The organism is Coprococcus sp. AF99-45, from assembly GCF_027663865.1.
In the GTDB taxonomy this organism is placed as follows: Bacteria; Bacillota; Clostridia; order Lachnospirales; family Lachnospiraceae; genus Allocoprococcus; species Allocoprococcus comes.
This window is the reverse complement of the sequence record NZ_JAQDGZ010000025.1, coordinates 19,289-41,551: the sequence shown is the minus strand read 5'-3', so window position 1 is coordinate 41,551 and position 22,263 is coordinate 19,289. Positions and strand designations below refer to the sequence as shown.

21 protein-coding genes and 1 pseudogene are annotated in these 22,263 nt (G+C 48.9%); 9 read left to right on the top strand and 13 right to left on the bottom strand.

The genetic code is table 11. The features are described 5' to 3' along the window. Nucleotides 1-189 precede the first annotated feature (189 nt). The 8 genes and pseudogenes from PGR14_RS14015 to PGR14_RS13980 form a co-directional block, all read left to right on the top strand. Nucleotides 190-393: pseudogene (locus PGR14_RS14015) on the top strand (DUF1877 family protein); the annotation flags it as partial. A 576-nt stretch (nt 394-969) separates the two neighbouring features. Beyond that, on the top strand, nt 970-1,368 hold the full coding sequence (locus PGR14_RS14010) for a plasmid mobilization protein (RefSeq protein ID WP_117788248.1): 399 nt from the start codon (nt 970-972) through the stop codon (nt 1,366-1,368). Continuing rightward, nucleotides 1,340-2,962 (top strand): relaxase/mobilization nuclease domain-containing protein, encoded by a 1,623-nt coding sequence (locus PGR14_RS14005; protein WP_117788213.1) that lies wholly within the window; start codon nt 1,340-1,342, stop codon nt 2,960-2,962. The genes PGR14_RS14010 and PGR14_RS14005 overlap by 29 nt, the downstream gene beginning before the upstream one ends. Before the next feature lie 184 nt (nt 2,963-3,146). Beyond that, nucleotides 3,147-3,359 (top strand): hypothetical protein, encoded by a 213-nt coding sequence (locus PGR14_RS14000; RefSeq protein WP_005927784.1) that lies wholly within the window; start codon nt 3,147-3,149, stop codon nt 3,357-3,359. Continuing rightward, a complete protein-coding gene (locus tag PGR14_RS13995) occupies nt 3,349-4,098 on the top strand; it encodes a phage replisome organizer N-terminal domain-containing protein (protein ID WP_014078533.1) in 750 nt (249 codons plus the stop codon). Before PGR14_RS14000 ends, PGR14_RS13995 begins: the two co-directional genes overlap by 11 nt. Further along, on the top strand, nt 4,095-4,952 hold the full coding sequence (locus PGR14_RS13990; protein ID WP_014078534.1) for an ATP-binding protein: 858 nt from the start codon (nt 4,095-4,097) through the stop codon (nt 4,950-4,952). The genes PGR14_RS13995 and PGR14_RS13990 overlap by 4 nt, the downstream gene beginning before the upstream one ends. Beyond that, entirely contained in the window at nt 4,949-5,137 is a 189-nt protein-coding gene (locus PGR14_RS13985; RefSeq protein WP_002569233.1) for a transposon-encoded TnpW family protein, read from the top strand. Before PGR14_RS13990 ends, PGR14_RS13985 begins: the two co-directional genes overlap by 4 nt. A gap of 111 nt (nt 5,138-5,248) precedes the next feature. Beyond that, nucleotides 5,249-6,859, top strand: coding sequence for a recombinase family protein (locus tag PGR14_RS13980; RefSeq protein ID WP_117788211.1), 1,611 nt, complete (start codon nt 5,249-5,251; stop codon nt 6,857-6,859). A gap of 213 nt (nt 6,860-7,072) precedes the next feature. Here PGR14_RS13980 and PGR14_RS13975 read toward each other — a convergent pair whose 3' ends face one another. The 13 genes from PGR14_RS13975 to PGR14_RS13915 form a co-directional block, all read right to left on the bottom strand. Next, entirely contained in the window at nt 7,073-7,519 is a 447-nt protein-coding gene (locus tag PGR14_RS13975; RefSeq protein ID WP_005333500.1) for a hypothetical protein, read from the bottom strand. Nucleotides 7,520-7,532: 13 nt separating this feature from the next. Then, nucleotides 7,533-8,219, bottom strand: coding sequence for a cell division protein (locus tag PGR14_RS13970; RefSeq protein ID WP_173785600.1), 687 nt, complete (start codon nt 8,217-8,219; stop codon nt 7,533-7,535). A 20-nt stretch (nt 8,220-8,239) separates the two neighbouring features. Then, nucleotides 8,240-8,827, bottom strand: coding sequence for a sigma-70 family RNA polymerase sigma factor (locus PGR14_RS13965; RefSeq protein ID WP_173867490.1), 588 nt, complete (start codon nt 8,825-8,827; stop codon nt 8,240-8,242). 13 nt (nt 8,828-8,840) lie between these two features. Next, a complete protein-coding gene (locus tag PGR14_RS13960; protein WP_173867491.1) occupies nt 8,841-9,260 on the bottom strand; it encodes a DUF3268 family zinc-finger domain-containing protein in 420 nt (139 codons plus the stop codon). Between the two features lie 160 nt (nt 9,261-9,420). Then, nucleotides 9,421-9,696: a hypothetical protein gene (locus PGR14_RS13955; protein ID WP_008373818.1), complete on the bottom strand. Its 276-nt coding sequence runs from the start codon at nt 9,694-9,696 to the stop codon at nt 9,421-9,423. Nucleotides 9,697-9,758: 62 nt separating this feature from the next. After that, a complete protein-coding gene (locus PGR14_RS13950; RefSeq protein WP_040015509.1) occupies nt 9,759-10,121 on the bottom strand; it encodes a hypothetical protein in 363 nt (120 codons plus the stop codon). A gap of 67 nt (nt 10,122-10,188) precedes the next feature. Next, a complete protein-coding gene (locus tag PGR14_RS13945) occupies nt 10,189-13,821 on the bottom strand; it encodes a VaFE repeat-containing surface-anchored protein (RefSeq protein WP_270223607.1) in 3,633 nt (1,210 codons plus the stop codon). Nucleotides 13,822-13,877: 56 nt separating this feature from the next. Further along, nucleotides 13,878-17,075 carry a TraG/VirB4 family ATPase gene (locus tag PGR14_RS13940; protein ID WP_023921581.1) on the bottom strand — a complete coding sequence of 1,066 codons (3,198 nt, stop codon included), beginning with the start codon at nt 17,073-17,075 and terminating at the stop codon, nt 13,878-13,880. Next, nucleotides 17,072-17,692 carry a DUF5038 domain-containing protein gene (locus PGR14_RS13935; RefSeq protein ID WP_270223606.1) on the bottom strand — a complete coding sequence of 207 codons (621 nt, stop codon included), beginning with the start codon at nt 17,690-17,692 and terminating at the stop codon, nt 17,072-17,074. The genes PGR14_RS13940 and PGR14_RS13935 overlap by 4 nt, the downstream gene beginning before the upstream one ends. Before the next feature lie 10 nt (nt 17,693-17,702). Continuing rightward, nucleotides 17,703-19,394 (bottom strand): lysozyme family protein, encoded by a 1,692-nt coding sequence (locus tag PGR14_RS13930; protein ID WP_005333517.1) that lies wholly within the window; start codon nt 19,392-19,394, stop codon nt 17,703-17,705. Between the two features lies 1 nt (nt 19,395). After that, the gene (locus tag PGR14_RS13925) at nt 19,396-20,304 is read right to left on the bottom strand and encodes a hypothetical protein (protein ID WP_270223605.1); all 909 of its coding nucleotides are present in this window, start codon (nt 20,302-20,304) and stop codon (nt 19,396-19,398) included. 15 nt (nt 20,305-20,319) lie between these two features. Further along, entirely contained in the window at nt 20,320-21,030 is a 711-nt protein-coding gene (locus PGR14_RS13920) for a hypothetical protein (RefSeq protein ID WP_005333522.1), read from the bottom strand. 18 nt (nt 21,031-21,048) lie between these two features. Further along, nucleotides 21,049-21,426, bottom strand: a complete 378-nt coding sequence (locus PGR14_RS13915) for a hypothetical protein (protein ID WP_005333524.1) — start codon at nt 21,424-21,426, stop codon at nt 21,049-21,051. Between the two features lie 448 nt (nt 21,427-21,874). Here PGR14_RS13915 and PGR14_RS13910 point away from each other — a divergent pair, with 448 nt between their 5' ends. After that, complete coding sequence (locus PGR14_RS13910) at nt 21,875-22,186, top strand: helix-turn-helix domain-containing protein (protein ID WP_179960461.1); 312 nt, start codon at nt 21,875-21,877, stop codon at nt 22,184-22,186. Nucleotides 22,187-22,263: the final 77 nt, after the last annotated feature.

Genomic DNA, 22,263 nt, shown 5'->3' with positions numbered 1-22,263 from the left:
AAGATATAGTTGAAGAATATTATCCTATTGAAACTATTGTTTATGGAATTAAAAATATTAAACAGGAATTTATCGAAAATGGTAGAAAAGAAATTTATAAAAGGACTTATAAAGATTGATTATATAATATATGAAAAGCTATTATAAAAGACATTAGTATTAAATAGTTTAAAAAAAAATCATCAAGATGTCAGAGATATTGTTGAATATCTTCATCAGAATAAATTGCAAGAAATAATACAAAAGAACTTTTGGAATATTGATGATGAAAATTTTATGTATAAAAACGATGATGGATTAGAACACACTTTAGGTTGGAGCGAAGAAATTCTTGCTTTTTACGAAAACGCACTGAAAGAAAATTGCCAAGTGATTTTTACTGTTGACTTTTAAGCAAATTTCAGTTTATCGAGCAGATAGCAAATCCAGCCGAGCCAGTCAACGGCAAGCAAGTGGGCTTCGCCCACCGTTGACAGCCTCGCCCGTTTTTGCTGATAAGCAGCCAAGAGGACGATAGCCCAAAGTGCTACCGCCCTCTTTTATTATTTACAACTGAATAACCGTCGCCACGCAGCGGCACATGAAGCAGTAAATCCGAAAAAGATTTGCTGCTTTTTTGTTGTCCGTTTGGCAAATTTCAAAATGTTCTGTATTAGGGAATGAAGCCGGAAAAAGCCGCTGATTTTTTCATACAGCGGGCAAAACGCAGCCAGCCCAACGCTCTATGTGTGAAAAAAAGCTGGTTGCGATTTCCCGAAAAAGTGGCAGTAGGAAGTGAGCGGCAGTCCGGCAGTTTCTTAGAGCAAGATTCTACCACGGTGCCAAAATCCGCATATCTGCGGTTTTGCCCCTTTGGTAAATCTTGTTGGGGAGTGCCTTCCCCAAACCCTGCTATGCGGCATACGCCGCTAAAAAAACACCTTGCAAAACTGCCCCGAAAAAGATGATAAGTGAAAGGAGTTGATACCCATAGGAAAGCGATACAATACGCCCCACCGAAGCCGTGTTGTCAAGACACGCATGACAGAGGAAGAATATGCCGACTTCACGGAACGGCTAAAGAACTATGACATGAGCCAAGCCGAGTTTATCCGGCAAGCCATAACAAGGGCGACCATTCGCCCCATTGTTACCGTGTCCCCGGTCAATGATGAACTGCTGTCTGCTGTCGGGAAGCTGACAGCCGAATACGGAAAAATCGGCGGCAACCTCAATCAGATCGCCCGTTCTCTCAACGAATACGGCACACCGTATAACGCCTTGTCCGTTGAAGTGCGAGCCGCCATTTCCGACCTTGCCGCTTTGAAGTTTGAAGTCTTGCGAAAGGTAGGTGACGCTGTTGGCAACATTCAAACATATCAGCTCTAAAAACGCTGATTATGGTGCAGCCGAGCAATACCTGACCTTTGAGCATGACGAGTTTACCATGAAACCCACCCTTGATGAAGCCGGGCGGCTCATTCTCCGGGAGGACTACCGGATAGCCACGCTGAACTGCGGCGAAGAAGATTTTGCCGTTGCGTGTATGCGTTCCAATCTCCGATACGGCAAGAACCAAAAACGGGAAGATGTGAAAAGTCACCACTATATCATTTCCTTTGACCCACGGGACGCAACGGACAACGGATTGACCGTAGACCGGGCGCAGAGGTTGGGCGAGAAATTTTGTGCCGAGCATTTCCCCGGACACCAAGCCATTGTCTGCACCCACTCGGACGGACACAACCACAGCGGCAATATCCATGTTCATATCGTTATCAATTCTTTGAGAATTGAAGAAGTACCCTTGCTGTCCTACATGGACAGACCAGCCGATACCCGTGCCGGGTGCAAGCACCGCTGTACGGACGTTGCTATGGAATACTTCAAAGCCGAAGTCATGGAGATGTGCCACAGGGAAAATCTCTATCAGATTGATCTGCTCAATGGCAGCAAAAACCGCATTACCGAGCGTGAGTATTGGGCGCAGAAGAAAGGGCAGCTTGCCCTTGATAAAGAAAATGCCGCTGCTCTTGCCGCCGGACAGCCTGTAAGGCAGACCAAGTTTGAAACCGACAAGGCGAAGTTACGGCAGACCATACGGAACGCCATGAACGAAGCCACCACCTTTGACGAGTTTTCCGCTTTACTTCTGCAACAGGGCGTGACCGTCAAGGAGAGCCGGGGGCGGCTTTCCTACCTCACGCCGGACAGGACAAAGCCTATCACAGCCCGGAAGCTGGGGGACGATTTTGACAAGGCTGCTGTCCTTGCCCTGCTCACGCAGAACGCCCACAGAGCCGCCGAACAGACCACAGCCATACCCGAATACCCCCACACCCAAAAGGGACGCTTGCGGGAGGAAAAAGCCAAAAAAACCACCCCGGTAGACAACACCTTGCAGCGCATGGTTGACCGGGAAGCCAAGCGAGCCGAGGGCAAGGGCGTGGGCTATGACCGCTGGGCGGCAAAGCACAACCTAAAGCAAATGGCGGCTACCGTTACCGCCTATCAGCAGTATGGCTTTTCTTCCCCGGAGGAACTGGACGAAGCCTGTTCTGCCGCTTATGCCGCCATGCAGGAAAGCCTTACAGAGCTGAAGCAGGTGGAAAAGACGCTGAACGGAAAAAGGGAGCTGCAACGGCAGGTACTTGCCTATTCCAAGACCCGCCCTGTCCGGGACGGGCTGAAACAGCAGAAAAACGCCAAAGCAAAAGCAGCCTACCGACAGAAGCACGAAAGTGACTTTATCATAGCAGACGCAGCCGCCCGTTATTTTAGGGAGAACGGCATTTCCAAGCTGCCGAGCTATAAATCCCTGCAAGCAGAGATTGAAGTCCTTATCAAAGAGAAAAACAGCGGCTACAACGATTACCGGGCAAAACGGGAGGAATACCGCCGCTTACAGACTGTCAAGGGCAATATCGACCAGATTTTACGCCGGGAGCGCAAGCCTGTGAAAAGGCAGGAACAGGAGCGATAAAAACCGCCCCCAAATGTACCCGAACCCATACAGAACAAGGGGGCTGCCCCGTACCCTATCCGCAATACCAAAGGATTTTTTAACGGGCTTACAGGGCAGAAAAACCCCGAAAATGATACCGAGATGATACAGAATTATCGCCGATACCGCCACACCAGCGGAAACGGCAGAAAGGAGCGCACCCATGCCAAGAATGAGCAAGAAACGGCGGCTGGAATGGTCTTTTTTCCTGCGGCAAGTAAAAGTCGGGAATACCACCTGCGACCGTATCACATACAACGACCTCTGCCGGGGCTGTACCCATAGCTGCAAGCAGAGCTTCCGGGCGGTTATCATACTCTGCCCCCGCTACTACTCCAAACGCCGGAAAAAGGAGGACAGGGACAATGGCAGATAACCGCAAATATTACTACCTCAAGCTGAAAGAGAACTTTTTTGACAGCGACTCCATTGTGCTGCTGGAAGATATGAAAGACGGGATTTTATATTCCAATATCCTCTTGAAGCTGTACTTAAAATCGCTGAAAAACGGCGGGAAATTGCAGCTTGACGAGCATATCCCCTACACAGCACAGATGATAGCGACACTGACCCGCCACCAGATAGGGACAGTTGAGAGGGCTTTAGAGATTTTCCGGCAGTTGGGGCTTGTGGAGCAGCTTGACAGCGGGGCTTTCTATATGACCGACATTGAGCTGATGATAGGACAGTCCTCTACCGAAGCCGAGCGGAAACGGGCTGCAAGGCTGGAAAACAAGGCACTTTTACCGCCCCGGACAAAAGGCGGACATTTGTCCGACATTCGTCCACCAGAGATAGAGATAGAGTTAGAGAAAGAGATAGAGATAGAAAAAGAGAGAGAGGGAAAAACGGGGCACCCCGCCCCCGCCGCTTATGGCAGATACAACAATGTGATACTGACCGATACAGAGCTTTCCGGGCTGAAAACAGAGCTGCCCGACAAGTGGGAGTATTATATTGACCGGCTTTCCTGCCATATCGCTTCCACCGGGAAGCAGTACCACAGCCATGCAGCCACCATTTACAAGTGGGCGCAGGAGGACGCTGCCAAAGGCAAGGCTGCCCCGAAACAGGGCATACCCGATTATTCATGCAAGGAGGGCGAGAGCTTATGAAAAACGAGATTGAAGCTATGATTACGGACATTACAGCCACTACCGCCGAAGCGGAGGACTACACAGGCGAGGACGGGCTTTTATACTGCGGCAAGTGCCATACGCCCAAAGAAGCCTATTTTTCAAAAGAAACCGCCCAATGGTTAGGGCATGACCGACACCCGGCAGAGTGCGACTGCCACCGGGCAGCCCGTGAAAAACGGGAAGCCGCTGAAAGCCGACAGAAGCACCTTGAAAAAGTGGAGGACTTGAAACGCCGGGGCTTTACCGACCCCGCTATGCAAAACTGGACATTTGAGCATGACAACGGCAGAAACCCACAGACCGAAACCGCCCGCTTTTATGTGGAGAGCTGGGAAACCATGCAGGCTGAAAATATCGGCTACCTGTTTTGGGGCGGCGTGGGGACAGGAAAAAGCTACCTCGCTGCTTGTATCGCCAACGCCCTTATGGAGAAAGAAGTTGCCGTCTGCATGACAAACTTTGCAACGATACTGGGTGACCTTGCCGCCAGCTTTGAGGGCAGGAACGAATATATTTCCAGCCTTTGCAGCTATCCTCTACTGATACTTGATGATTTCGGTATGGAGCGAGGGACAGAGTACGGGCTGGAACAGGTTTACAGCGTGATTGACAGCCGTTACCGAAGCGGCAAGCCGCTGATCGCCACGACCAACCTCACGCTGGAGGAATTGCAGCACCCGCAGGACACGCCCCACGCCCGTATCTATGACAGGCTGACTTCCATGTGCGCCCCCGTCCGCTTCACGGGCAGCAACTTCCGAAAGGAAACCGCACAGGAAAAGCTGGAACGCTTAAAGCAACTGATGAAGCAGCGAAAGGAGAGCCTATGACAGAAACGAAACAGACAAGCACCACCAAAACAGACCGCCGCCCGGACTGTGTAACGGAAATCCGCATGGGCAACTCCGTCCTTACCGTTTCCGGCTTCTTCAAGCAGGGCGCAACCGATACCGCAGCCGACAAGATGATGAAAGTGCTGGAAGCGGAAGCTGCTACACAAAAAACGGCGATTTGACCGACCATAAAGAAGCAGATTTGACGCTTTTGCCGCTATACAGACAGCCGCCCCATGTGGTACAATCAAGGTACGGAATAGTGGGGCTGGCTGTCGGAAACGGAGGATTTTATGTTAAGACAGACCAACCAACAACCAATTACCGCCCTTTACCCAAGACTTTCCCATGAGGACGAGCTGCAAGGCGAGAGCAATTCCATTTCCAATCAGAAGCGTATCCTTGAAACCTATGCAAAGCAGAACGGCTTTTCCAATCTGCGCTGGTACACGGACGACGGTTATTCAGGTGCGAACTTTCAAAGACCCGGTTTTCAAGCCATGCTTGCGGACATTGAAGCCGGAAAAGTCGGGACAGTTATCGTCAAGGATATGTCGAGGTTAGGGCGAAACTACCTGCAAGTGGGAATGTACACGGAAATGATTTTCCCACAGAAAGGTGTCCGCTTCATCGCTATCAATGACGGAGTGGACAGCGCACAGGGCGACAATGATTTTGCCCCGCTGCGGAATATCTTTAACGAATGGCTGGTGAGAGATACGAGCAAGAAAATCAAAGCAGTAAAACGCTCAAAAGGCATGAGTGGCAAGCCCATCACAAGCAAGCCTGTGTATGGCTACCTCATGGACGAGGACGAAAATTTCATCATTGACGAGGAAGCTGCACCCGTAGTCAAGCAGATATACAACCTCTGTCTTGCCGGGAATGGTCCGACCAAGATAGCCCGTATGCTCACAGAGCAGCAAATCCCCACGCCGGGAACGCTTGAATACCGCAGGACGGGCAGCACCCGCCGCTACCACCCCGGCTATGAGTGCAAGTGGGCGACCAATACCGTTGTGCACATCCTTGAAAACCGGGAATACACGGGCTGCCTGGTAAACTTCAAGACGGAAAAACTCTCTTACAAAGTCAAGCACAGCGTAGAAAACCCGGAGGAAAAGCAAGCGATATTCGAGAATCACCACGAGCCTATCATAGACACCCAAACATGGGAACGGGTGCAGGAGCTTCGCAAGCAGCGCAAACGCCCCAACCGCTATGATGAAGTAGGCTTGTTCTCCGGCATACTGTTCTGTGCAGACTGCGGCAGTGTGATGTATCAGCAGCGATACCAGACGGACAAGCGCAAGCAGGACTGTTATATCTGCGGCAACTACAAGAAACGCACCCATGACTGTACGGCGCACTTTATCCGCACCGACCTCTTGACCGCTGGCGTACTCTCCAATCTGCGGAAAGTGACAAGCTATGCGGCAAAGCATGAAGCCCGGTTTATGAAGCTCTTGATTGAGCAGAACGAGGACGGGGGCAAGCGCAGGAACGCCGCCAAGAAAAAGGAGCTGGAAGCCACCGAGAAACGCATAGCCGAGTTATCCGCTATCTTCAAGCGGCTGTATGAGGACAGCGTGACCGGGCGCATATCAGACGAGCGTTTCACAGAGCTGTCGGCAGACTATGAAGCAGAGCAACGGGAACTGAAAGAAAGAGCCGCCGCTATCCAAGCGGAGCTTTCCAAAGCACAGGAAGCCACCGTGAACGCAGAAAAGTTTATGAATGTTGTCCGGCGGCATACCAGCTTTGAAGAACTTACCCCTACTCTGCTGCGGGAGTTTGTAGAGAAAATTGTTGTGCATGAGTGCAGCTATGACGAGAACAAGACCCGCAGACAGGACATTGAGATTTATTATTCTTTTGTTGGCAAGGTGGACTTGCCCGAATAACCGCCCGACCTATCCGACACAATGCGCAAGTGCCGGATAGGAACGGCAAAATTTTTTACACTTCTTTTACTTCTTTATCGCATATCAACAAATGCTCATGGCATTGAAGCGGATACAAACACTATTGTTTGATAGAAATAAGAGAGGTTATTTATAATAAAATGAGCCGCCAGAACTGTAGGGGTGATGCAGTACGGGCGGCTCATTTTCTATCTAAACGGATGTATCCGGAAGTTCCGGCAGTTGATCGGTGAGTTCTTCATATCCGAGAATATCTCCGGCACATGGCATCGATTGCCCTGTTCCCTGCTGTGGTTTCCGGAAGTACAGCCGATACCGATGTCCCTCTAGGAGTTTGATATTCTTTTCCAGTGAGAAGGCGTATTCCTTTCCGTTATCACTGGCAAACCAATATTGCTGGTTTTTCCCGAAGAGTGTCTGTTCCCGTTTCGTGCAGCTTACGTCCAGTGACAGATAAGCATGTGTATGGATCAGGTGGTAGAAACTGAGTGCACGCAAGATGCTGCAGATTCCGATGAGGAGGCTCATGAGGATAAAGAGCCGGTCATGGGTGGCGATCCCGAAGATGCACCCAAAAAGTACACAGAAAAAGCCGATTGCACTGATGGCAACCAGCTTTGTGAAAAATGGTTTTGGCATAAGGTTCCTTCCTTTAACATGTATGAAATGTGATTTGTTTATTCAGGTACAAATTAGCAATAGCCTGCAGCACTGGATACTGGGTATGGTGAATCTGGACATCATCCACAAGTGTTTGGTAAGTTGTCTCCGGTTCTGTGTATAACTCATCCATAATATCCGATTCGTTGTGGATTACTTTTTTCTGATCCATGCTTGTGATAAGCTCAGCGGTCGTGAGGGAAACCTTTTCAGCCAGCTTCAGAATGGTATCTTCCATCGGTGAAGAGGGTTTCTTCTTTAAATATCTGCCAAACTCTTTTGCACCAATACTTCCTTCCAGATAAAGCTGAATGCAGCCAAAGAGCCGGATGGGAAAGGTATCCTCCAAGGGAATAATGGTCAGACTGCCGAGAAGGCGATATAGGGCATCCACCCCTGTCAATCCAATTCCGCTTACAACCAGACCACGTAAGGAAAGTCGGTTCAGATAGTGTTGGAAGGATAAGTTCTTCGGACCTTCTTTCTGAATCTGGCGCAGGGTATAGGCATCCTGGAGTTCATGGAGCGTCAGAATCTGAAAAGCAAGACAGCTCCAAAGTAGTAGTTCGTCATCCGATAGACCATATTCTTGTCTATTGTTGATTACAAGAGGAATGGTTTTTCCGCCTGTCGTTTTTTGAAATTTTAAGGTTCCGACAGCAGTATAAAGTGTCAGCATAAAAGTTCCCTCCTTCAAAGTTAAGTCAGAAGTGCATAGAGTGCATCATCCTGCTGTAATAGTTTCCGTGCTTTGCTCTGCCATGCCCGTACACGATTGGCTGGTACTTGGTAGTGTTTTGCCAGTTCAAAGCTGGTATATCCCTGATGTTGCAGATAGAGGGCTACAATTCCCTTCTGAATAGTTGGGGACTGTCCGGTGCCAAGCTGGGTTAAATGCTCAAGAAGCAATGTCTGATTTGTGTCCTTTTCCGGGTGAGTTGTTTGTGTATCCTCGTAGGAAAACAAATCACGATAATGGAGATGTTCATCTTCAGATGATGCTTCGTCCAGAGAACAGAGCATGGAGCGGTCACGGGCAATTTTCCGCCAGTAATCAAAGATGGCATGACGGATGATAGTTTTGGCATAAGGCTGGAATGATCTTCCTTCCTCAAATCCGACAGCCGCCCGGCACAAAGCAAGATATCCAATCTGACATAATTCCTGTTGTTCTTCCTCAGTTACATAGGTAGCGGTGCGAGTCATGGAATGAATCATGATTGGAACCAGATCCATGGATTTTTCCACCAGTTGTTTTTGCTTTTTATTTAGCGGTAAGGTCATCATCAATCACCGCCTTTCAGCTGGCTGCCCGGAGGCAGAAGGGAATATGGTTGTTCTTTAAAACATCTGCGGATTCCCGAATGAGCTGGTCGCACATATAGTTGCTGAACTGTCCGATGTGAGCCTGCTTATCTGTCAGACAGAACTTATCTGCCACCCAGCGATATGCTTCCGGTTTGGAGAGGATGCCCTGTTGCCAGATCTGATCGAAAATTCGATGTGCCTGAATCCGCTTTTGACGAAGCTCCCGGTTGGCGAGCGTTCCTTTTGGTATCTTGGTTCCCGGATGTACCCCTACATAGGAATTGCAGGATGGATAGTGGGAGCAGACGTAAACCTGTCCTCCGTGAGACTGCTCTCCGTAGACAAAGGATGCATCTCTTAATATGGCTGTTCCGCCGCAGTAAGGGCAGCGGATATTTTTCATCTTTTTCATCTATTTTCACCTCGCATGTACATAAAGAATACTTAATGTGTACGTAGATAAGAGGTACGTACTGTATACTTATATTGTAAGTAAGCAGGTGATGAATTCCCATAGGACGCAAGCGGATACTGATCCCAGATTCGGACTAAATGGCACGAATCCCCATTTTTCAGATGCCGGGATAGAAAATTGCCCGGATGAGCGGGAATAAGCCGCTGTCTGTGAAACGTGGATAATTAACCGGTGTAAAGATGAACTTCTCACAGAAAATCCGTAGCAGGAATAAGCTGATCAGTACCAGACAGAGCAGGTAAGTGTTCCTGCGCCTTCTGGTCCATGGCTTTTTCGGACGGAATTTCACATACAGGACAAAAATCATGGGAATAAATATCAGGTTCGTAAAGACCTGATCGATACATTGGATGATTGAAATTACGTTTAACATAGGCAGTGCCTCCTTTCTTTACATATCCTGTACGTATAAGAGCCTGAAAGTGCAACTTTTTGTTACCAGTCATATTGCTGGTTCTCCTGAAGCCGGAGCAGTGCCGGAATGGGACATGGCTTTAAAGGCAGCTTCTGAGCGGCCAGATAGGGCAGATAAAGCTCTGTAAAAGCAGCAATGCTCATGCTTCCGGTACATTCGGTTGGCTCCGGTATCCGGGGAAACAAAAGCGCTGCATCTGAAAGAGGGAGGATGCAGGGGCTTCCCGTTTCATCCGGATGGAATAAAAAGCCAGAGTTCTCACAGCTTTCCTGTGCGTTACAAGTGCGGCACCAGACGTAGATACAGGAGTGCCAGTTCCCTTCACAGAGGTTCAGAAAATGACGGATGTGCTTGGCATCTGTCTTGCAGTGGGGGTGTTTCATATTCATCACCTACTAAAGAAGCAGGCAGTTCCATGTGGGAGCTGCCTGCAGGAGTCTTCGTTATGAGTTACTGATGTTTCTTTTTGCGTTTGAAGTAAACGATGCCCAGGACACTTGCACCTGCAAGTGCAGCTATGGCGATTCCGGCATACAGGAGAAGCGGCGTCTCATCGCCGGTCTTTACAGGCGGAGCTACCGGAGGCGTCTCCGGTTCTTTCGGAAGCTCTGTCATGTGTACGGTCTGACCTTCATCCTTCAGATCCTCATGGGAAGCAATCTCATGCTCGGTTTTTCCGTCTGTATAGTAGAGCTTTTCAAAGACAACCACATCCTGTCCTGCAAGAGCAGAAGCGTCGAAGGTAAAGGTAACTTCCACAGAGCCGCCAGCTTTTTCTGCTTTAAATTCTGCCTGAGCGGTAACTGGTTTTCCGTCTTTTAACAAAGCCTCTCCGGTTTCCTTATTCATCAGGGTTCCGATGACTTTGTACTCAGATCCAGGCATCAGACCATGATAAGTGACCGTATCTACGATAGTCGCTTCCTTGGAAGCAGAGACATCCTGATCCCCGTCACTGCCGTCTTTGGCTGTGGTTTTGATTTCCGGGAAGTAGATGGTCTGGTTGGCATCCTTGATGTCCGCATGTACCGCTACTTCGTGTTCTTCATAGCTAAGTGTTTCAAAGGCAACGAGTGTTTTGCCGGAGAGAGCAGAGGCATCAAAGGTAAAGGAAAGCTCGACACTTCCACCTAGTTCTTCCGGTGTGAAGCTTGTTTCCGCTGTCACAGCCTTTCCGCCCACCTCGAACGGTTTTTCGGTTTCCGCATCCATGAGTGTGCCTGTCAGTTTGTACTCTTTGCCTGGGATCAGGTTTTCGTATTCCACCAGATCCGTAAGCGTCAGTTCCTTTTCCGGTTTTGCATAGTGTGTGCCGGAAGCAGCATCTGTTGCAGTGGTTTTGATTTCCGGGAAGTAAATAGTCTGTCCTTCATCCGCAATGTCTGTGTGTACGGCAACTTCCTTGTCTTTGTAAGCCAGGGATTCAAAGACAACTACTGTTTTCCCTTTTAAGGAGCTGGCATCAAAGGTAAAGGTAACATCTACCGTACCAGCGGATTCTTTTGGCTTGAAGGATGCTTTTGCTGTCACCGGTTTTCCGTCTGCTTCGACTGGTTTCTTTGTTTCTTTATCTATCAGAGTTCCAGTCACTTCATATTTCTGGTTAGGAACCAGCCCCTTAAAGGAAACCGTATCCACCAGCGTGATTTCTTCCTTTGCACAGGAAATATTGGAGTTCGTGTCCGCATCTTTCGCAGTAGTCTTGATTTCCGGGAAATAGATGGTCTGGTCTTCATCGTTGATGTCGGTATGGACTGCAAGCTGCATCTCATCCTGATATAATTCCTCGAAGACAACGGTTGTTTTTCCCTTTAAGGAAGTTGCATCAAAGGTAAAGGTTACTTTGACGGAGCCGGAGGATTTCTTTGCAGTAAATTCAGTTTCAGAAATCACCGGTTTTTCATCCACAAGGATTGGTTCCCCGGTTTTTTTATCCATTAAGGTTCCAGTCAGTTTGTATTTCTGGCCCTTTTTCAGTCCTTCGTATTCCACAACGTCTTCAATGGTCACTTCTTTTGCCGGCTGGCTCATGTGTGTACCGGTCTCGGCATCCAGAGCAGTCGTGCCGATCTCAATGGCATCATCGGTCAGAGTTCCAACCTGTATCAGAACAGAATCCTTATAAACCTTGACTTCAAAGGTTAAAAGATCCATGCCTTTGTTGGAATCACAACGCTGTTCCGCCAGAGTGTAAGTATCGTAAATGAGAGCGCCTTTGGAATCATCCGGTTTGGAGGTGCCGAACCAGATGCCGTCTTCCGAAGACTCACCCCGGTTGGTATTTGCGGTATGTTTGTTCCATTTGGAGGAAGTGCTGGCATAACCGTTGGCATCTGTCACAATCACATGGCTTTCGCCTGTTGTTTTGGAAGTGATCTTAAATGGCACATTTGCCAGACGGTTCTGGCTGCCGTCAGCAATCTTGACAAATTCCAGATCCCCGCGGATGACCTGATTGGAGATGGAATTGTCTTTTGCAGTCAGTTCCACGATTTTTCCCTGTTCTGTGATGTCAAATTCTACAGAGATCTTTCCGCTGTTCAGATAACCGGAAGGTGCAGTTGTTTCATCCACACGGTAATGTCCGAATGGGAGAGCATCTTTTGCAGTTGCAGCAGAACCGGATTTATCGGCAGTAAGTGTAAGGACAACCTGATCTTTCGTGTAGGATGTTCCGTCTACTAATACCGGATTTTCATTTAACGTAGTGATCGCAAAGACAGTACCTTCCAAAGTGGCAGAACCCTGCGGTTTTGCTTCTCCGGTCTCGCTGTCACGTTTCTGGATCTTCACTCCGCCACGGATGACAGATTCTTCTATGGTAGAAGACTGGTATACCGAAACCATTTCCTGCTTACCGTCACCTGTAATTTTCTGTACGAAGACAGTTGGATTGAGCTGGTATCCGGCAGGGGCTTTGCTTTCCTGTACCGTTATGGTACCGAGCGGAAGACAGACGGTCTTGCCATCACTGGTATAGTAAAAGGCATCGCCGCTTACAAAGGAATCTTTGGTAAAATGCATCTTTCCGGAAACATCTGTTTTTAATACCCAGGTACGTGCCGGTTTCTTTCCAGCTTCCGCAGGATCACTGTCAGACTGCTCGGTATAGAACTTGACTGTAAATTCTGCGTTTGCAAGGGAAGCTGCTCCCTGTGGGGAGGCTTTCTTTGTTTCGGCATCCAGCTTTTCAAGCACCAGATTCATGGGATTATTCTGCGGAATATCTGTTACGTTTGCAGCAGAAGTCTGTTCTGCTTTTACGGTGACTTTGTGAGCTTTGGTGTCTACAATGTAGCCTTTGGAAGCAGAGAGCTCTTTTATGGTATAATCGCCTTCCTCCAGTTCGCCGGATCTGGCATACCCGTTTTCATCAGTGGTCAGTTTCTGGATGAGCTTCTCACCCTGATAGATCCCATACACAGCACCCTTTAAGCTGTAATTCGGATTCCCGTCCGATACGCTTCCGTTGGCAGAAGATTTTTTCAGTTCGATCCAGCCGTTTGGAACCTGATACCAGCTTCCGGCAATGGTCTGGCTGCCCTGTCCCGGAACGATGAATGCCCGGAAGCCTTCCGGCGGGTTCGGAAGTCCCTGAATGGCACTGGCTACTTCCAGTGCTTTATCAATATAGGACTGCGGGGCGCCATGGAAAGCTCCGGTGTCAGCGGAATTACCGGCATAGATGTAAGCGACAACCAGATGTCCGATGACATAGCTGTTATCATCACTCCAGCCACTGAAATATTTATCCTTGACGACTTTATCGTAGCCGTAACCGCCGTTTAAGTAGTAGAGCGCTTTTCTGAGCGGGGAGTTCTGGCTTAAAAGGTCATAGGAATAGGAACCAGAGGAAGGTGTTTTCTTCAGTGGTTCCACGCAGTAGGCAGTATTGCTCCCGTCAAAGCTCATGCGGGAGGTAAAATAGCTGCCGTAAGGGATATTGGCACCTGCCTTATAGCTGATGGTGCCGTCGGCTGCATGAACCGGAAAACTGCCGGAAAACAATGCGCCGACTGCGACAAGGACTGCCAGCAGCATAGCCAGCGTCCGTCTGGTATAGGATTTGTATGTCTGTAACATAAGTCTCCTCCTTCTTGAAGTTCAAATGAAAAGGGCAGCGTCAGTGCTGCCAAAAGTTACACAGCCTGTTTCTTCTGTTTCGCAAGGATTTCCAGAAGCTCCTGCCGATCTGTGGTAATCAGCTCCTTTTCCAGATTGGAAGCCTTAAATTCCACAGTGATGTTATTGTTGTTGGTTGAGATCAGACCGTTGCCCCGCTGGAAATGGGTGATGTTCATTACTTCTGTTTCCGATAGATGCAGGATAGTCTTCACCCGCTGTGCCTCTTCATCCTCCATGTTCAGGATAATCTTGGTCTTGCAGTTATTGATGATACCCTTGCCGTACTTCCCGTCATCCAGAGCAAAGAAGTCGTTTAAATCCTGTGTGGCAAAGATGCCGGCTCCGGAGTAAGCACGGATGATCTTGGCAATCTCCAGTACGAATTCCGCTGCAAGCCGGTTGCTGGATGCACCGATGAGCTGCCAGACCTCATCGACAAAGATGGCTTTCTCTTCGGTACGGTTTTCCTTCGCTTTATCCCAGACATAATCCAGGGCAACGAACATGCCGACCGTTAAAAGATCGCTGGAACCGGTCAGTTCGGAGATATCCAGTACCGTATATTTATTGGTCAGGTCCACATTGGTCTGCTGGTTAAAGGAAGAAGCAGAACCGTGAACCAGGCGGTTCAGGATATGAGCCAGACGTTTGGTATCCTCGCTTTCCAGCAGGACATTGTAGACATCCTCCAGAATGGGCATCTTTTTGTACTGCTCCGGATGCTGCGGATCTGTCAGGGATTCATTTTTATGTGTAATCCCTTTTCTGGCATAGGTTTTGATTAGGGCTTCATCCAGAAGCTGCTTCTCCTCATGGGACATATCCGGGATCAGCAGACTGAAGAAGATGTGAAGCCTTTGGATCTTGCCTGCCAGTGCGGAGGCATCCAGTGTCGGTCCGTCCAGCAGTTCATTTACAGAATTGTCTACCTTCCGGATTTCCATGATGTTGATACAGTTCTTACTGGCAGGAGAGATCTGGATAAATTCTCCGCCGACATTCCTTGCAGCCCGGTAAAATTCGTGTCCCTTTAGCGGAGCGATGATGAACACCTGGATGCCTTTTCTTCGCATCCTTAGTGCCATGGTCTGCATGGTGAAGGTCTTTCCTGCTCCCGAACAGCCTAAGATACAGATGTTGCTGTTCTTGTACTGCCTGGAATCAAAGATATCCGCAATGACCAGGGAATTGTTATGCTTGTTTACCCCAAAGAGGATTCCGTTATCATCGCAGATACTGTAGCTGACGAAGGGATAGCAGCTTGCCGCCCCGGAAGTCAGTACGTTCCGCTTGGACAGCTTAAAAAGCTTCTTGTCCAGATTTGCCAGCGGCAGAGAGGATAAAAATCCCTGCTCCTGTAAAAAGTAGCAGGAGTGTAAGTTCATATCCTGCGAGATCAGGAGCTTTTTCATTTCCTGAATCCGCCACTGCAGTTCTTCCAACGTGGAAGCAGTAATGGTGATGAGAAGATTCATGTAATAGAAATCTTCGTTGTTGGCAAGTCCCTGCTTCAGAAAATATCCGGAGCGGATGGCAGAATCCAGATCGTCATAATCAGTGTTGGTATCGGACGCATCCTTTAATTTGGAACGGTTGATACGGATCTGCTGACCGAGACGCTGCTGAATCTTGTCCTTTGGCTGTTTCTGGAGAAAGAAATCAATATCAATCCCTTCCCCGGCATTGACAAGGAGTGACAGCCATCCGGGAGTTACCCGGTTTTTGTAGCCGTCAGACGGCACAAGCAGGTAGGAATGGTAAAGCCCATTGATCTGCACATAATGGGAGTGCTTGAAATCCACACTTTCCGGTGCGAGAAACTCGTTGATCCGGATGTGATCCAGTTCCTCCATGCGATTTTCCTTTGTATAGGCGGACAGTACAGTGCTGATCCGGTTCGAAAGCGGAACCTCCGTACAAAGGGTACGGTTTAAAAGGGTGTAGAGAACATCCGTAGTAAATTCATCCTCATTGTCATGGGAGACCACTTCATTCCCGCACTGGTATAGAAAGGTTTTGGCGGTCTGGGAGGCTGTCTCAAGAGCAGCAAGGATTTCCCGTTCCTCTTCCTTTCGGTTTGCGTTGAATGGTTCATATTCAAAGATCAGAAAGAACCGTCTGGATACTGCTTCTCTGGAACTTAAGTTCTGGACAAACTGGATGTAGTCACGCTGCAGTTCCTGACAGTGGGGATCGGTTTCCCGCTCCAGCTCCAGCTGGGACTGCTCCAGATGCTTATTGATGTCTGCTTTTTTGGAGATCATCTTGATCTGGAGTTTGACAGGGCTGATCTTTAAGTAACTGATAAAGCTGTAGATAATGCCCTGCTGTTCCCTGGCACTTCGAAGCAGAAAGTTGATTGGTTCAATCTCCAGGATCTTCACGTACCGTCCGTCTGTGGTATAGACGATTCCGTTTGCGATTTTTTCCACCGGAAGATAATCCTCCAAGGTCTGGTCTTTCTTTCGCTTTTTCCGGGAAACGGGTTTTGACGTGGCAGATGAGGTGTCCTCCTTGGAAACCACCTTTTTTTTCTGCTCTTTTTTTGCAGCCCGCTTTTCGGAAACTGCCCGTTTTTCTTCCTCCTTTCGTCTCCGGGCTTCCGTTTTTTTCTGTATTTTTATCTGTTTCGCCGCCTCTTTTTTCTGTCGGCTGGCTTCTTTCTGCTCCCACTTCAGATAACGGATATCTTCCTTTGCCTGTTTTTTGATGCCCCGCTTGGTGGAGGTATCAAACTGCCGGTGTTCTTTTTTTTTACTTTTTGGCGGAGCTGGTGCGTCCGGTTCAGACTGTGGGGGAGCCGATGCCATTACTTTGGAAGGCTCTGCCATTTTTTCTGCTTTCCGGTGTTTCTTTGTCTTTGGCTCTTTGAAACGTGGTTTCCTGCGTGGCTTTCCTTCCGGAAGACTGTCGGACCTCCAGATTACCCTGCGGTTCACTACAAAACGCAGGGCATTCATCAAAAAGGCAGTGATGCTCTCCCCGCCGATTCCAATCAGGGCTACCATTGCCGCTGGAAGTGCGGTCATGCAGAGAATGATGATGCGGGCAGTCAGGGACAGCGGCAGGTGGAAAACAGGGATACCGATTGCCAGGGAAAGAACAATGCTTTCTATGGCATTGCGGATGTCAAAAGTTCCGTTTAGGATCTTGCCTTTCTCAATGAAGTTGGAAGGGATAAAGGAAACCGGTGTTTCTTCTGGCTGTGTCATGGCTGCACCTCCTTTTTCGTATCTTTCGCATCTTCGGAAGGCACAGAGGCACTGCCGGATTCTGTGTCCGGAGCTTCCGGGCTGTCAGAAGTATCCGGATACCCGCCTTCCTGCAGGTGTTCAATGTCCTGCGAAGTCAGGGACGGCAGGGAATCATCGGTTTGCTTTTCGTAAACAGTCGTATCTGCAGAGACCTGTACCCCGTCTTCTCCAAATAAAAACACACCCGTCGGGGTGTGGTAGGTAACCGGAAGCGTATCCTGATCGGAAAGTGAAAACATCAGGCAGACGGTTGTTTCGGTAGGGTAGCTGGTTTTTTCCGGCAGGAAGGTGATGCTTGTCTGTTCTTTTTTGACATACTCTTTTAGGTAGACAGGAAACTGCCCTTTGAGAGAAGCAATCTGGCTGTCGGAGAAAAATGCTTTTAAAGCATCAAAATCCAGATATTCCGGCATGGGGGCATCAGAATTTGTTTCTGTTGTTTCCTTTGCCGGTTCCCTGCCTTTGTTTCCGGAAGCTTCTTTTTTCTGGCTTTTCCAGAAACTGGGGAGAACCAGTCCGGCAAGCAGCAGAAACAGCATCAGAAAAATGGAAAGAATCACTTTTGTTCTGTTCATAATGGCTCCTTTATTTTTTGTCGAAGATCCAGTAGGCATTTGCCGTAGCATGGATTTCCGACATCATATCAAATTCACGGTTAATATAGTTCTTTGCGTCACTGTCATTGGGATCATTGACCAGTACCTTGCCGTTTGCCGTAACACCTCGGAGTACGATGAAGTGTCCGCCGCTGGTGAAAAGTCCTGCCCGCTGAGAGGAGATGACCGGACAGCCTTCGGAGAGTGCCTGAAGTACCGTATTGGCATTGCTGGTCTGTGTGACGCTGCCACAGCCGAAATGACTGGCTGCAGCCTGAAAGTAGCTCCAGTAGGTTCCAACTCCCGGCTTGTAATAGGAATTCCCGCACCATGCCACCGCATCCGGAGGGGTAATGGTATTCCCGGTCAGGTAGCTGGCGATCATGGCAAAGCTGGTAGGCCCGCAGCCGGAAGATGCGATGGAGCCGCCGCCATAAGGAATGTTCCCGTAATCGGTCTGGAGATAGTGCGGAATCTGCATTCCGTTTGCCGGATAGCTTCCGCCGGTATTGGTAATCTGATAATACCGGAGAACATGCTCCACATATTCCTTGTCCCCATACCGGTCATAATGCCAGTTCGGACGGGCACACATCATATCCGAATAAGCAATGGCGTTTTCTTTGGTATAACCGCCGTCACGTTCCATTGCCCAGTCGATATAGCCGGAGCCGTAATTGTAACCCTGAAGCGCCAGCTTGATGCGGTCCAGGTCGGTAGGTCCGGTACATCCTGCTTTATCCAGTGCATACTTTAATTCCTGAATCCCACATTCGATGGAATAAGCAGGATCGGTGATGCCGTTGGGGACATGGGGGTATTTCTTATTAAAGCCGCCTTCTGCCGCCTGCATGGGATCGCTTCCACGCCCGCCGCTTTCCTGCATCATGACTGCCATGAGGAGTTCCACATAAGCTTCCATGCCGTATTTCTGTGCGACCTGCTGGATGGTAGCCCGGTAAGCCAGCACCTCATCGCTGACACCTACCGCCATGGCAAGACCGGAAGCGGAGCCGCCAAAGAACATGGTCAGGTTTTCCACATAACTGTCTGCCGTTTTTTTCTGCTTATCGGTCAGATGAAAGACGTGATCTGCAAAGTAGGCATCTCCGGCATAGCTGACCGTGTAGGTATGGCGGGTAAAAGTAACCTTTCTGGGTGGTGCATTTTCCTCTTCCGCCGGAACTTCCACCGTGGCCGTTTCTGAAGTAACGTCATAAGAAAAAAGCCCGTCCTCGTTTTCCCGGATCAGGCTTTTGAGTTTGCTGATATTTATATTTTTATAGTCATCCTGGCTGGCACAAAACTGTGCGATGAGCTGGTTCGCATTTACGATGATACTGGAAGCGTAAGGATCGCTGATAGAGGCAGTATCTCCTTCCGGGAGTCTGGCAATTTCCGCATTGATCTTAGCAAGCAGTGCATCATGGCTTTCCTGAAGCACCTCCACGATTGCCTGATTGGAAGCCCGGATATTTTCACTGATTACCGTGTTGCTGGTCAGTGCTCCGGTATTTTCAGAGAGGTCTCCGAAGACGAGTCCCGGAAGCATGACAAGGAACAGAATGGGAAGCATCAGTACACCGCCGACGGCTGCTCCAGTTTTCGCAAGGGTGCGCCTGTGCCGGAATACTGTACCGATGACAGCAAGAGGACTGCCCATCAAGGCTGTTTTTGGCATGTTACATACGCTCCTTTCGCTGTGGGGCTGGCGGCAGTTTCTGGACAATGGATTCATTGTAGGCTACTTTGCCGCTGCCGGAAGTATATGGTGTTTTTTCGACCGTATCCTGTGCATACTGCTTGTACCAGGTGGAACCATCCACGGACTGTACCGTAGAGTAGGAGCCCTGAGTAGGAGCTGCATACTGGTCGGCATGGTACAGGGCAAAATCCCGGTTTCCGGAGCTTCCGGTTTCGGTACCGGTGATCCTTCCGCCACCGATTTCTACATTATCATAGGAAGAACCGCCGCCCGGATTGATGCCCATATAGGAAGTAAAGGCTTTCTGTGCGTCTGCTCCCTTGATGGAACCTACCTGACCGTAATTTCCCTGTGCAATGTTGCTGATGACCTGATTGGCAAAGTCTCCGCCTTTGTTCAGGGATGACTGGTAGAGCATGTTTCCGATACTGCTGTGTTCGGTATAACCGGTTGCGGAATTGACCGCTTCTCTTTGTACCTGTCTTCCCACTGCCCCGGCAAGCCCGCCGGATAGGAAGCTTCCTGCGACAGCCGCACTTCCGGGAGAAGAGGCTTTGTGGTAGCCGCCACCACCATGGGAACGCATGGAACCGGTCAGGCTCCGTCCTGCAATCAGAAGTTCAGCCATCATGTTTCCTCCGGTATTGCTGACATTGATGCCAAGCGATGCCAGAAAAGAATCAATTTTCTGGGATACCTTTAAAAAGGCAATGGCACACAGGAACCAGACGAAGACATTTCCGGTTACCGCTTCCTTTCCCTGACTGGCAACTGCCGCTTCCACGTCTGCTTCCGTAAGCTCCGCTGCAAAGACCGGCATGGAGCAAAACAGTACCAGACAGGCAGTTAGTACCAGGAATGGTATGAGTTTCTTTCTAAGTTTCATTTTGGTCCTCCTTTCTTATAGGGATAACGGATTGGCAAGGAAGGTGCCGACCATAGAAGTAAACAGCCGCAGGCACCACGCATTCATCAGAAGCAAAAAGAACTGGCCGCCAAGCATCCGGCACCAGCTTTTGAAGATATTTCCGGTTGACTGGCTGGCACCCATGGAAAAAGCTGCCGGGGCTGTGTAGACCAGTACCCCCAGAAGAATATAGCGTTCTGCCGCTTCAAAGAGCAGTTTGATGTAGTTCCACGCCAGAATCAGTACCAGAATCAGTGCAATGATGGCTACCGCCCCATTTGCACAGACTCCCAGGATGACTGTGACTACGGAGTTAAAATCCGCAAATTTTAAAGGCGGCAGGTCTTCCGTCAGAATCCAGTTGTACGGTGTTCCTGAAATCTTCAGGAGCAGATCCACAATATCTTTCGCATAGAAGGTGAGAAAGATAAAGAGGAAGGAACGGATGGACAGCTTAATGGGATCTTCCGCTTCGATACCGGCTCCCATAAAGTAATTTTTAAAGAGCTGCCATACCCAGTTTAAGAGGATCAGCCCGATGCCCAGTGCCAGAAAGACCTGATACATGGTCTCGGCAGCAGGAAAGTAGCGAAGAAACGTATCCATGGAACAGCCCAGAGCACCGAGGACTGAAGTGGTGATCAGATCCAGAATGTTCATGACCTGTTCGGCAATCCATTCCACGATTCCGTCAAGTATTCCCATAGTGGCATCTCCTTTCGTCTATCCGTTCCATTTTCCGCCTGCAAAGAACGGGGTGATGTAAGCCATGATAAAGCCAAGCCCGTTTAAGATCGCCCAGGTAATGACGATACGCTTGAGCCATGCACGTGATTCGTCCACGGTTTTTCCGCTTTTGGAAAAATTCATCATCAGAAGGGCAACCGATGCCGTTACGACTGCAGCAATGGTGGAAATGAGGATAATCTGGTTATAGACATCCTTCATGATCTCATTGGCTTTGGTCCAGATGGTAGCGGCAAAAACCGGCTGTGTGTATCCGCAGAGGACTGTGACAGCCAGAAATGCAGCATACAGGCATCTGCCATAATTGACATGCCGTTTTGTGTCCGGCGGAGCGTTTTTCAGTTTGTGTTTCACGTAAAAGTACCTCCTTTTTATAAGAGCGGCAGGAGAATTACCTCCCCTGCCTTTGCTTATGGTTTTCCTGCCTCAAGAAAGGACGCAGCCCGGTCAATGCAGGCTGCGTCCTAAATCAAAGTATGAAATTGTAAAGATCCTCCTATCTTACAGAAAAAACGCAGCTTATTTGCCGCAGGAGAGGCTTCCCATACGGCAGTGCTGCGTTTCGTTCTGCATATAATTTTGACAATATCAATTTTAACATGGGTAAATTACCGCTACAATCGCAGGACTGTGCCAGTTACAGACGATGGAGTGCCAAAAATGTGACCAACGCTAAAAGCGTTATAAATGCAATCCTTATGGATACTGTAAGCGTGATTTGCAACCAATTATACTGGATTTACATGACTAATGCTTTAAGCGTTAGTGAATACTGGAAGGAGGAGGTGTGCGTGTGAAAGGAATGGGAAAGGCAATCCGCAGGTACAGGGAAGAGGCAGGAATTACGCAGGAGAGACTGGCTGAACTGGTGGATATCAGTACCAACCATCTGGGTGCGATTGAGCGGGAAGTGAAAACACCTACGATGGAAACATTTGTAAAGCTGTTGAATGTATTAGGTGCGGAACCGAATGAAGTGCTGAAGGAAGTGATTCCTCTTACCAGAATGGAACATACTTCTGTAGTGGAAGGAAAGCTGGAAAGGCTCACACCGAAGAAGCAGGAAAGCGTGCTTCGGATGCTGGATGTGATAATTGAAGAGATGATGAAATAGAAGCTGTCTGCGAAATTGCCGCAGGCAGTTTTTTTGAAAGCTGTATATGCAATAAAACACATAAAAATATGCGATTT

Excerpts from the sequence above, each read along its gene's own strand:
- PGR14_RS14000 (WP_005927784.1), top strand. The coding sequence starts at position 3,147 with ATGCCAAGAATGAGCAAGAAACGGCGGCTGGAATGGTCTTTTTTCCTG.
- PGR14_RS13995 (WP_014078533.1), top strand. The coding sequence starts at position 3,349 with ATGGCAGATAACCGCAAATATTACTACCTCAAGCTGAAAGAGAACTTT.
- PGR14_RS13990 (WP_014078534.1), top strand. The coding sequence starts at position 4,095 with ATGAAAAACGAGATTGAAGCTATGATTACGGACATTACAGCCACTACC.
- PGR14_RS13985 (WP_002569233.1), top strand. The coding sequence starts at position 4,949 with ATGACAGAAACGAAACAGACAAGCACCACCAAAACAGACCGCCGCCCG.
- PGR14_RS13980 (WP_117788211.1), top strand. The coding sequence starts at position 5,249 with ATGTTAAGACAGACCAACCAACAACCAATTACCGCCCTTTACCCAAGA.
- PGR14_RS13975 (WP_005333500.1), bottom strand. The coding sequence starts at position 7,519 with ATGCCAAAACCATTTTTCACAAAGCTGGTTGCCATCAGTGCAATCGGC.
- PGR14_RS13970 (WP_173785600.1), bottom strand. The coding sequence starts at position 8,219 with ATGCTGACACTTTATACTGCTGTCGGAACCTTAAAATTTCAAAAAACG.
- PGR14_RS13965 (WP_173867490.1), bottom strand. The coding sequence starts at position 8,827 with ATGATGACCTTACCGCTAAATAAAAAGCAAAAACAACTGGTGGAAAAA.
- PGR14_RS13960 (WP_173867491.1), bottom strand. The coding sequence starts at position 9,260 with ATGAAAAAGATGAAAAATATCCGCTGCCCTTACTGCGGCGGAACAGCC.
- PGR14_RS13955 (WP_008373818.1), bottom strand. The coding sequence starts at position 9,696 with ATGTTAAACGTAATTTCAATCATCCAATGTATCGATCAGGTCTTTACG.
- PGR14_RS13950 (WP_040015509.1), bottom strand. The coding sequence starts at position 10,121 with ATGAAACACCCCCACTGCAAGACAGATGCCAAGCACATCCGTCATTTT.
- PGR14_RS13945 (WP_270223607.1), bottom strand. The coding sequence starts at position 13,821 with ATGTTACAGACATACAAATCCTATACCAGACGGACGCTGGCTATGCTG.
- PGR14_RS13940 (WP_023921581.1), bottom strand. The coding sequence starts at position 17,075 with ATGACACAGCCAGAAGAAACACCGGTTTCCTTTATCCCTTCCAACTTC.
- PGR14_RS13935 (WP_270223606.1), bottom strand. The coding sequence starts at position 17,692 with ATGAACAGAACAAAAGTGATTCTTTCCATTTTTCTGATGCTGTTTCTG.
- PGR14_RS13930 (WP_005333517.1), bottom strand. The coding sequence starts at position 19,394 with ATGCCAAAAACAGCCTTGATGGGCAGTCCTCTTGCTGTCATCGGTACA.
- PGR14_RS13925 (WP_270223605.1), bottom strand. The coding sequence starts at position 20,304 with ATGAAACTTAGAAAGAAACTCATACCATTCCTGGTACTAACTGCCTGT.
- PGR14_RS13920 (WP_005333522.1), bottom strand. The coding sequence starts at position 21,030 with ATGGGAATACTTGACGGAATCGTGGAATGGATTGCCGAACAGGTCATG.
- PGR14_RS13910 (WP_179960461.1), top strand. The coding sequence starts at position 21,875 with ATGGGAAAGGCAATCCGCAGGTACAGGGAAGAGGCAGGAATTACGCAG.